Below are 11023 nucleotides of genomic sequence, written 5' to 3'. Positions count from 1 at the left end.
GAAAACGGCTTTAAAAACCAGCCGAAAAGCGGCTTCACCCCGATCCGGTATACCAGTCGACCGCCAAGGACGCTGCCGATGATCATCGTGATCATCATCGGCGTCATAATCGTCCCGGATTGGGTGGCGCTCACACCGACAATGCCTTGCATAAAAAACGGCACAAACATAATCGCGCCAAACATGCCGACGCTCATGAAAAAGCCGATGCCATTGAGCAGCGTAAACGTCCGATTGCGGAACAACCGAAGCGGAATGATCGGCTCCTCCGCCCGTTTTTCCGCCCAAACAAACAAAGCGAAAAAGACAACCGCGGCCGCAAACAACGAAACGATTTGCCACGACCCCCACGGATATCGGTCGCCGCCAAACGTCAACCCCAACAACAAGCTGACGACGCCCGCCGTCAACGTCGCCATCCCGGCGATGTCAAATTTCACCGGCCCTTCGGCTTTATATTTGCTTAACCCCATCGCAATCAGCACCGTGGCGAGAATGCCGACCGGCAAGTTGATGTAAAACACCCAGCGCCAGTTCAAATGGTCGACGATAAAGCCGCCGATTTGCGGGCCCAGCACTGAAGCGAGACCGTACAAACCGCCGAACACCCCTTGCCATTTCGCCCGCTCCTTGCCGGTGAACACGTCACCGATGACAATCATCGCCATCGGCATCATAATCCCGCCGCCCAGTCCTTGAATGCCGCGGTAAATGATGAGCTCGGTCATATCGTTCGCCATGCCGCAAAGCGCTGAACCAGCCATAAAAATGACCAACCCGCTCACATAGACAATCCGACGGCCCAATAAGTCGGCGAGCTTGCCGGCGATCGGCACGACCGTCGTCGACGTCAACATATACGCTGTCGTCAGCCACGTCATAATCCCCAATCCGTGAAGCTCCCCGACGATGCGCGGCATCGCCGTGCCGACGATCGTCCCGTCTAATGCCGCAAACAGCATGGCAATGATCAACCCGGTAATGAGCAACGGACGATGACGAATGGTGCTCGCTGGCACTGTTAACGCTTTTTCCATGGTTCTCTCTCCCATCCATTGAGTCGTTGATACGCTTCCATTTCTTGGCTCAGTGCGTCCAAAGCCGACGCAAGTCGAGGCGCCTGTTGATGGCGCAAATACAAAAGCAGCGCTTCAACGATATAGGCGCGCGGCGGCTCATTGCGCCCAAGCACTTCCTCCTCCAGCGCCGCTACGGCTTCAAGCACATCGTTCGCCTGCTTCGGATCGAGCCCGTTGGCGGCCTCCCGGACGGCGGCGAACGCCGAAACCAGCCGCTCCCGCTGGCGCTTGCGCTCGCGCTCTTCGAGTTCTATCCATGGCACGAGCGCCTCCTCGGTCAACAACGGGCGCTCGCCGGCCGCAAAGCTAGCAACAATGGCATCAATGCGGCGCACGAGAAAACGAGCCGCTGCGTCCGCATCAAACGCCTCCTCGCGAAAAAAGAAGTAAAACAAATATTGTCGGATGATGCCGTTGGTCATCATGGCGACATCATACACATACGGACCGACTTCCTCTCCGTACACCTCCGCCAGACGGGTGCAATACCATAAAAAAAGGCGCCCATGCTGGCGGAACATATACCGTTCCACTTCCGGATTGACTTTCGGCAATTGCTCCGACATCATCATACGCAAAAAGTCTTTGTACTCGCGAATGTGAGAAAAATGGGCAGCCAGCTGGCGAGTAAACCGTTCTTTTTCCGTCCCTTCCCCGCCGTCCGCCATGAAATCAGCGACCATTTTTTCGCTGTAGTAGCGGAGCACCGCCAGCAACAAATCTTCCTTCGAGGCGAAATGGTGATAAAACGCTCCTTTGGAAATCCCCCATGCCTCAACCAAATCTTGAATCGAGGTGGCATGATACCCTTTTTCCGCAAATAGTTTCATCGCGGTTTCAATAAATCGAACACGCCGTTCATCCATGGCAGCGTCTCCTTCCTTTCCCATTCCTCTCCATCCACTGCAGATAAGACGGCAACAATATGCGCGGTTTCACGAAATCAACCCGCACGCCGCACCGCTGCAGCCATTCAACCAACCGCCGAACATCGGCCATTGTCCTCGCCTCCATATCCCATATGACCATTTGGTCAAAACGATTATAAACTACTGTTATAAAGGTATGCAACTCAAAAACGATATTTTTTGACCAAATAGTCATTTTTTCAGACTAAATTTGTTGAACAATCAGTCAACATCCCTGCCTTCAAACAAAAAAAAACGGCCCCACCGCCTGATTGAAGACGGTGGACGGCCGTTCTTGCTATTCATTTGCCGCCGCTGCGAGCGCCAAGGCACCCGCAACACCGGCGTTGTCGCCAAGCCCTGGAAGAACGATGTACTCGTCGATCTTCTCGAGAATCGCTTCGTGCTGAACATACCCATTGAGCAACTCCTGCACATGACGGCGCACAAGCGGCAACACGTGCGTCTGCTTCATGACGCCCCCGCCCGTGATCACCTTTTTCGGCGATAAAATGAGGATGTAGTTGGCGATCGCTTGGGCTAAGTAAAACGCCTCAAGCTCCCACACCTCGCTCCGGTCGGCCAGCTCCGCCCCCTTTTTCCCCCAACGCCGCTCAATCGCCGGGCCGGACGCCATGCCTTCCAAACAGTCGCCATGATACGGGCAGATGCCGGCAAACGCATCATCCGGATGGCGGCGGACGAACATATGTCCCATTTCTGGATGAAGCATCCCGTGAAGCAGACGCCCTTCCACGACGGCGCCGACACCAATGCCTGTCCCGACCGTCATATATAGGCAACTATCCAATCCTTGCGCCGCCCCCCAGCGCTGCTCACCGAGCGCCGCCGCGTTGACATCCGTGTCAAAGCCGATCGGCACGGGAAAATGCTGCTTCATCGTGCCGACAAAATCAAACTGCGCCCACGCCTGTTTCGGCGTGCTCGTAATGTACCCGTACGTCGGACTGTCCGGACGCAAATCGACTGGGCCGAATGACCCGATGCCAATCGCCTCGATGCGGTGCGGACGGAAAAAGTCGATGACGTGCGCCATCGTCTCTTCCGGCGCCGTCGTCGGAAACACCGCTCGTTCATGGATGTTCCCCTGTTCATCGCCGATGGCGCAGACAAATTTCGTGCCTCCAGCTTCAATGGCTCCTAGGATCATATGTACGCCTCTCTTTCTTCATCTGCTCTTTTCTTGTATCTATCTTACTAGAAAAAGGGAGAGGGCATCAATGACAAAAAGCCGCTGATCAGCGGCTTTTTGAAACATAGCGCAATCGATTCTATTGTCTACCGGGTTTGTTGATCTACACTGCTGATTGGCTCACCCCTTCACCGAACCAGCCAACAACCCACGGACAAAATATTTGCCAAGGAAGATGTACACAAGCAAGGTCGGCAGCGCCGCCAACAGGGCTCCCGCCATTTGCACGTTCCATTGGACGATTTGACTGCCGGATAAGTTTTGCAAGGCGACCATGATCGGCTGTTTGTCCGATGTCGTGATCGTCACGGCGAACAAAAACTCGTTCCAAATGTTTGTAAACTGCCAGATCGCCACGACGACAAATCCAGTGATGGACAAGGGGAGCATAATATAACGAAAAATACGGACAAACCCAGCGCCGTCGATTTTCGCCGACTCAATCATTTCATCGGGGATCGCCGCGTAGAAATTCCGAAACATCAGTGTGGTGATCGGAATGCCGTAGACGACATGGACGAACACAAGCCCCGGAATCGTGTTGTACAGCCCGATTTCGCGCAAAAATTGGATGAGCGGAATGAGAATGCTTTGATACGGAATGAACATCCCGAACAAAATGAGCGTAAAGAGCGTATCCGCTCCTTTAAACTTCCATTTCGACAGTACATAGCCGTTGAGCGACCCCAGCAGCGCGGAGAGCAGCGTCGCCGGCACGACGAGCAAAATCGAATTCCAAAAGTTTGGGGCGAGCTTGTCAAATGCCGTCGCGTAGCTGCTCCAATCGATCGTTGACGGCAGCTTCCACATATCGGCCAATGTCACTTCATCGAGCGGCTTCAAGCTCGTTGTGACCATGACATACACCGGCAACAGGAAAAACACGCTCATGACGAGGGCCAACAAATACAAAAACGGCCGCGCCCACATGGATCTCGCCATCACGATCCCCCCTTGCGGCTTGAGATGAGATATGGAACGATAAAGATGGCGACCGACAGCAGCATCACGATCGCAATCGCCGCGCCGTTGGCGTAATAGTTGCCGCGGAACGTCGTTTCAAACATGTACACGCCCGGCACATCGGTGACAAAGTTCGCCCCCGGCCCGGTCATGGCGTAAATCAAATCGAAAATTTTGAGCGAAATATGAGCCATGATGATGATGACGCTGACAGTGATCGGCCGCAGCAGCGGCAAAATGATTTTCCAATACAATTGAAACTCGGTCGCTCCGTCCATCCGCGCCGCTTCCCGCACTTCATCTGGAATGGCGCGCAGGCCGGCGAGATACATCGCGACGGCAAAGCCAGTCATTTGCCAAACAGCCGCCACGACCACCGCAATGATGGCGACCGGGATGCCAAACTCAATCTTGCCCCAATGAAATCCGAACAGAATGTTCGTATCCGTATACCATTTTCCATCCAAGCCAAGCGGTTTTAAAAACAAGTTGACGCCCGTTGACGGGTTGAACAGCCATTGCCACACGACTCCGGTGACGACAAATGACAAGGCCATCGGGAAGAAGAAAATGTTGCGGAACAGCGACTCGCCGCGCAGTTTTTGGTCAAGCAAAATGGCAAGCAGTTGGCCGAGCACAATGACGGCGGCGATAAACAACACCGTAAACACAAGTGTATTGCGCAAGTCGGCCTGGAAGCGGAAATCATGAAACAAATACAGATAGTTTTTCAACCCGGCAAACGACCAATCCGGCACGAGCGAATTCCAGTTGCTCAAGGACACATACCCCGTCCAGCCGATAAACCCGTACACAAATAAGAAAATCAGTACGACCGACGGTGCCAAAAACGCCGCTGCCAGCCAATGATCGGCCGTCCATTTCCGCTTTTTCCGCACCGCGGGGACAGCCGCTGTCTTCTCGGCTGGCGTGATGTTGACCGTTTCCACTAAGATCCCTCCTCATGATGACGAAAAGGGGAAGAGAATGGCTCCCGTCCCCTTTTCCCGATTACTTCTTCAGTTCTGCGGCGGCCGATGCCAACGTGTCGATGAACGTCTTCACATCTTTTTGCGTCACGAAAATGTTGACGGCCTGATTGACCTTCGTGACAAACCCTTCCGGCGCTGCTGAACCGTGCGCTAAGCTCGGCGCCAGCTCCGCCGTCTTGAAGTCTTGCATCGTTTGTTTGCCGTATTCATCGTACTTGGACGGATCCGCGTCGATGCGGGCCGGGATGGAGCCTTTCAGCGGGTTAAACGCATCTTGCCCTTCCACCGAACCAAGCACCGATAAGAACTTCTTCACATCGTCCGGGTTTTTCACGCCTTTCGGCAGGCCGAACGTATCGGTAATGACCATAAACTTGCCTTCCGTATTCGGCACCGGCACATAGCCGAAGTCTTGGTTCACCTTCAATTTCAAATCGTTGACAAAATAGCCCTTCACCCAGTCGCCCATCACGTACATGGCCGCCTTTCCTTCGGCGACGAGCTGGGCGGCGTCTTGCCAGTTGCGCGAGCTATGGTCTTCGTTAATATAGCCAAGCATTTTCTTAAACGTCTCAACGGCTTGTTTCACTTGTGGGTCGTTAAACGATAATTCTCCCGTCCAAAGTTTCTTGTAGTTTTCCGTTCCGAGCGTGCCAAGCAGCACGTTTTCAAACAGGTGCGTCGCTGCCCACGGCTCTTTGTCGCCTAAGGCGAGCGGCGTAATGCCCTTTGCTTTCAGCTTGTCGGCCACTTGGAAAAACTCGTCGAATGTTTTCGGCGGCTGAAGCCCGTTGTCGGCAAATACTTTTTTGTTGTACCAAAGCACGTTGCCGCGGTGAATGTTGACAGGCACGGAGTAAATGTTGCCGTCTTTGCTCACCATGTCAATCAACGCTTTCGGGAATTTGTCCATCCAGCCTTCTTTTTCATATAAATCGTTGAGCGGCTCCATTTTGCCGGCGGCCACCCAGCCTTCATTCAGCTCCGCTCCGCCGTGTACTTGGAACGTCGATGGCGGATCGTTTCCTTGCATGCGGCTCGCCAACACCGCCTTGGCGTTCGTTCCCGCCCCGCCGGCCACCGCCGCGTTTTCGACTTCAATATCCGGATATTTTTCTTGGAACAGTTTGATGAGCGCTTTTAAGCCGTCTTCCTCACCGGCTCCGGTCCACCAGCTGAAAATCTCGAGCTTCTCTCCCGCTTTTTGGCTGCCTTGTTTGGCGTCATCGGACGAAGAAGAGTTCGAGCTGCTGCAGCCCGACAGCGCCATACCGACGCCAAGCGCCAACGCCAGCCATGCGGATGCTTTCTTTCTCATGTTCCTCCCCCTTTTCCGTTTGTTTTTGAAACCCCTTTCAATGTTGAGTGTACCATGGGCCGCTTATCAATCGGCGGCTTGATTTCTTCACTTTTTTGCGTTTTTCTTCACTTTTTTGTTTTCCTTTCTCCTGTTGGGCAAACGGAAGGCTCGCTGGTACAGCTAACGGCCGGTTCGCTTCCATGGCGCGAAAAAAGCCCGTCTCCCCATCAGTGGGGCGGGCTTCGCTTCGGACGCCGGAAGAAGGGCGGAGCCTGCTTTGTCCGCGGGACTTACCTTTTGACTTGCCATGCACCTTCCTTGTTGGAGACAGCACTCCCCTTGTCAGCGCGCCTGTACTTTTTTCCGGTATTCGCTCGGCGACAGGCCGGTTTGCTTTTTAAAGACGCGGCTGAAATAGTTGGGGTCGTTGTAGCCGACTGAAAAACAAATTTCTTTTAAGCTTTGATCCGTCTCAGCCAGCGCTTCTTTCGCCCGTTCGATGCGCACGTTCGTCACATAGTCGATAAAGGTGATGCCAAACTGCTCTTTGAACAGTTTGCTGAAGTAGTACGGACTGATGCCCGCTTGTTCCGCCACCTCCTCAAGCGTCAGCGGCTCGGCGTAGTGGCGGTCAATGTAGTCTTTCGCCTTGCCGAGTTTGCCATACGCTTGCTGCTGGCGCCAAACCTCGAGATCAGCGGCGATGCGGTCCAGTTCATCAAGCGCCGCTCGCTTCAATTCTGCCGCCGACCGGCAGGAAGTAAAGGAAGCGAGCCGCTCATAACGAATGCCCAGCTCCGATAGAAGACGCCCGAGCCACACAAAGGTCTCTTCCGCTTTGCGGCCGGCGGCCGGCAGTGAATGAGAAGAGGCCAGTTCCTCTATATACGTCAGACAAATCATCCGGGCTTGCTCGATGTCGCCAAGGCGCAGCGCTTCAAACAGCTGTTTATCCCGTTCCGCTTCCCCGCCGGCGCGCGTCGCTTCCGCCGGCAGAAACCCCACTTGTGCTTTTTGCCGGTCGGCGTAATAATGAGCGGCCGACAGCGCCTCATAGTACGAGGAACGAAGTTGGTCAAGGCGGGAAAACGGGGAGCCGAGCCCGATATACAGCGCGGCGCCGTACCGGGCCGAAAACTGCCGCGCCAAATCGAGCGCCAATGCCTGGATGACGGGCTTCCAGGCTGGCTCGCCATCGTTTGGGCTGCGGAAAAACAAGACCGGCAGGCGCCGGTTCGCCATCCGCCCGATCCAATAGCGCGTTGGCGCCTTCCCGCTAAGCTGCTTGTCCAGCCATGATTTCCATTCGTCAGCCACCCCTGCATCCGGGAACTGAATGACGAGGAACATCCCCGACGCAATCGAAAACGGCAGCAGTTCCTTCCACCGCTCCCACTCATCAGCCGATACGTCTTCTGTCATGAGGACGGACAGCCATTCGCTTTCCACAAGCGTCTGCAACCGGCGAATCTGCTCCTCGAGCTGGCGGCTGCTCTCCTCGTGTCGCCGCTTGGCCGCCACTTCTTGGCTGACCCGTTCCAAAGCCGAAATGACCTCCTCCTTCCGGCTCGGTTTCAATAAATATTCCTTGACGCCAAACCGCATCGCTTGTTTCGCATAGTCGAACAAATCAAACGCCGACACAATAATGAACTCCAGATCGAGGCCGTCTTGGCGAATCGCTTCGATCGCTTGCAGCCCGTCAAGGCCGGGCATTTTGATGTCAATCAGCATGATATCCGGACGATAACGCTTGGCGATCTCGACCGCCTCGCGCCCGTTGGCGCCCTCGGCGACCACCTCGATATCCGGAAGGTGGTCGCTAATCATTTTGCAAAGCGCTCTTCGCTCCAACGCCTCATCATCGACGATCGCCACTTTCACCGTTCATCCCCCCTTGCCATCTTGGCAGCCATAACCGCACCGTCGTTCCTTTTCCTAGTGCAGACTCGATTTCGGCCACATCCATCACTCCGTAAAACAGCTGCAGTCGGCGAATGACATTGTGCAAGCCGATGCCGGTTGAATGGCCGCGCCCTTGCTCACGGCGCGTCCGCGGTTCTTCGCCGCGGATCAACGCTTCAAGCTCCGCTTTCACCTGCTCATCCATGCCAACGCCATTGTCGCGCACTTCCACAACGACCCGCCCGTTTTCGGCGAAAACGGACACGGACAGCTCGGCTCCCTGCTCGTACGTCTCAATGCCATGGATGAACGCATTTTCAATCAGCGGCTGCAACGTGAGCGGCGGAATCGGTTGATCGAGGCAAGATGGTTCCGCCTCTAACGAAAACTTGATCCGATCAAAAAACCGCGTCTGCTGGATGAAGAAATATTCACGGGCGATGCGCACCTCATCGGCAAGCGTCACCGTCCGCTGCAAATCACCCAAGTTGTAGCGCAAAATGGCCGCCACCGCTTCAATCAGCCGCGACGTTTGCTGGGCGTCCTCCAAGTACGCCATCTTCGCAACCGTGTTCAGCGTATTGAATAAAAAATGCGGATTGATTTGGCTTTGCAAGCTTTTGAGTTCCAGCTCCTTCACCAGCCGGTCGAGCTCAGCCTTTTGTTTCATCTCCGCAATCAGCTGCTTTAAATTGCGGCGCATGTCATTAAACGTGATCGTCAACAGCCGCAGCTCATCGTTGGTCATCGGCTCAATATCCGGCCCGTCCAGCCGCCCGTCAGCGATGGATCGGGCAGCGCGCGAGAGAAGAATGATCGGCTTCGTTAAGTGGCCGGAAAAGAACACCGCCAGCAAGGCGCCAAGCAACAACGTCGTGACAAACAATCCCATTCCCATATAGCGGAAATAGCGGTTGCGCCGCTCCACTTCATCGTACCGCCGTTGGTAGGCCGTCAGCTCATCGTCAATCAAGTTTAACGTTTCCTCTTGCAAAAAGGACGCAATGTTCATCGTTTCATGCAAGTGGGATGAGTACAAGCCAATATTTCCAGCTTGAAAATGATAGACCGTCAGCGCCGCCTCCTCCAGCAAACTTTCAATCATATGTTCATAGTTTTCCGCCGCCAGCCGGTCGGACAGCACTGGCAAGATGGCGCCGAGCTGCCGGCGGCGTTGCTGCAGCCAGCGGAACTCCCGCTCATAAGCGCGTGCATACCGTCCTTCTTTTTCCGAGACGTACGCATTGAGCTGTTCCATCATTCGGTTTGCCCGCTGCGACACCTCATTGAGCAACAACAATCGGCGCATCCGTTGATCATAATCGCTCATCATCTCTTCGCTCGTCTGATACAAAAGAAACACCGCTCCGTTCAGCAAAAGCAAAAAAACGGTAAAGCAAAGCAGCATCTTCGTCCGAATGTTCATCTGAATTCCACCCCGCTGTCACCGGCGCTTTGTTGCCTGCATCGTCCTGCCGCTTCAAGTCGAACGTGTTCGAACGTCAAGGCGGCCATCTCTCATGCTTTAGCGCTCGCCAACCCTTCTCCGCTTTCAGCCCCCTCCCTACGGAGGCCTGGCAGGCCCCTTCATGGCGTGTTGACCTCATAATTGCGCGCCGGGCGCAGCGGCAAGTCTTTTTTCCGAATGACTTTCGTCTCCGTATTCGTCACCACCGGCACGTCTTTCCCGGCGACGATCTCGGCCATCATTTTGACAGCCTTGTATCCCATTTCATACGGCTCCTGCACCACCGTCGCCGCAATCGTTCCTTTTTGCAAATAGCGGATCGTCTCCGGCAGCGTGTCAAAGCCAATAATATACGTCTTTTGCTCCCGATGAAACTGCTCGACCACCTTGGCAACGCCAATCGCATCAAGCGCGCTCGTGCCGTAAAACGCATTCACATCCGGGTGCTTTTTCAAAATCGTATACGCCTTTTCCGCGGCTTGCACACGCGTAATGTGCGACTCTTCGATGGCAACGATGCGGATTCCTTTTTCCTGTCTCACTGCATCCTCAAATCCGCGCACTCGCAACTGTTGGTGCGCCGCCGTCAAACTGCCGGTAATAATCGCGACCGTCGCCTTGCCCTTTGTATCCTCAGCCAACGCCCGTCCCGCGAGAAAACCGGCATAATAATTATCCGTTCCCACATAGGCGACGCGTCGGCTCGTTGGAGCATCCGTATCGATCGTCACCACAGGAATATTCTTGTCCGTGATTTCGTTAATCACTGGGACAAATTCCGCTTCCGTCAACCCTTGGGTGATGATCCCATCGACTTTCGCTGCCGCGGCTTTTTTCAAAATGCGCAAATGCTCATCAATATTCGCCTGCCGCGGGCCGATATACTCGAGGTCAACCCCCAGTTCTTTCGCCGCCGCTTTCGCTCCTTTTTCCACGAGCCGCCAGTAATCATTATCGAGTTCCTCCGGCACAAGCACGAAATGATAGGCCTCTTTTGTTGTTTCCGGAACCCGTTCCTTTTCTGATTTCGGATACGCATACACGTTCCAAGCGCAATAGGCGGTGAAGGAAGCGCTTCCAATCAGCGCGGCGATGCCGCCCCCGTAAAACAGCCGTTTCCACCAATCGCGCATCTTGATCCCTCCTACCGCCATTGTACACGAACGTCGGGGCGCTAGCCTAGACAAAAGAAAAT

9 protein-coding genes are annotated in these 11023 nt (G+C 54.6%); all 9 read right to left on the bottom strand.

The window, feature by feature from the left end:
- Nucleotides 1-1037: MFS transporter (locus tag T260_RS125700; RefSeq protein WP_023634304.1), on the bottom strand; the 1037-nt coding region annotated here is incomplete at its 3' end.
- Nucleotides 1022-1945, bottom strand: a complete 924-nt coding sequence (locus T260_RS125705) for a TetR/AcrR family transcriptional regulator (protein WP_023634303.1) — start codon at nucleotides 1943-1945, stop codon at nucleotides 1022-1024. The genes T260_RS125700 and T260_RS125705, both read right to left, overlap by 16 nt.
- A gap of 340 nt (nucleotides 1946-2285) precedes the next feature.
- A complete protein-coding gene (locus T260_RS125710; RefSeq protein ID WP_023634302.1) occupies nucleotides 2286-3158 on the bottom strand; it encodes an ROK family protein in 873 nt (290 codons plus the stop codon).
- Nucleotides 3159-3320: 162 nt separating this feature from the next.
- Nucleotides 3321-4142, bottom strand: a complete 822-nt coding sequence (locus T260_RS125715) for a carbohydrate ABC transporter permease (RefSeq protein WP_011232675.1) — start codon at nucleotides 4140-4142, stop codon at nucleotides 3321-3323.
- Nucleotides 4142-5113, bottom strand: coding sequence for a carbohydrate ABC transporter permease (locus tag T260_RS125720; RefSeq protein ID WP_011232676.1), 972 nt, complete (start codon nucleotides 5111-5113; stop codon nucleotides 4142-4144). The genes T260_RS125715 and T260_RS125720 overlap by 1 nt, the downstream gene beginning before the upstream one ends.
- A gap of 61 nt (nucleotides 5114-5174) precedes the next feature.
- Nucleotides 5175-6473, bottom strand: coding sequence for an ABC transporter substrate-binding protein (locus T260_RS125725; RefSeq protein WP_014196864.1), 1299 nt, complete (start codon nucleotides 6471-6473; stop codon nucleotides 5175-5177).
- A 324-nt stretch (nucleotides 6474-6797) separates the two neighbouring features.
- A complete protein-coding gene (locus T260_RS125730; RefSeq protein WP_023634300.1) occupies nucleotides 6798-8339 on the bottom strand; it encodes a response regulator transcription factor in 1542 nt (513 codons plus the stop codon).
- On the bottom strand, nucleotides 8317-9786 hold the full coding sequence (locus tag T260_RS125735) for a sensor histidine kinase (RefSeq protein WP_011232679.1): 1470 nt from the start codon (nucleotides 9784-9786) through the stop codon (nucleotides 8317-8319). Before T260_RS125735 ends, T260_RS125730 begins: the two co-directional genes overlap by 23 nt.
- A gap of 161 nt (nucleotides 9787-9947) precedes the next feature.
- Nucleotides 9948-10961, bottom strand: coding sequence for a sugar-binding protein (locus tag T260_RS125740; protein WP_014196867.1), 1014 nt, complete (start codon nucleotides 10959-10961; stop codon nucleotides 9948-9950).
- Between the last annotated feature and the right edge of the window lie 62 nt (nucleotides 10962-11023).

This window comes from Geobacillus thermopakistaniensis (assembly GCF_000498995.1).
GTDB lineage: Bacteria > Bacillota > Bacilli > Bacillales > Anoxybacillaceae > Geobacillus > Geobacillus thermoleovorans.
The sequence above is the reverse complement of the archived record's forward strand: the minus strand, read 5'-3'. Positions and strand labels throughout refer to the sequence as shown.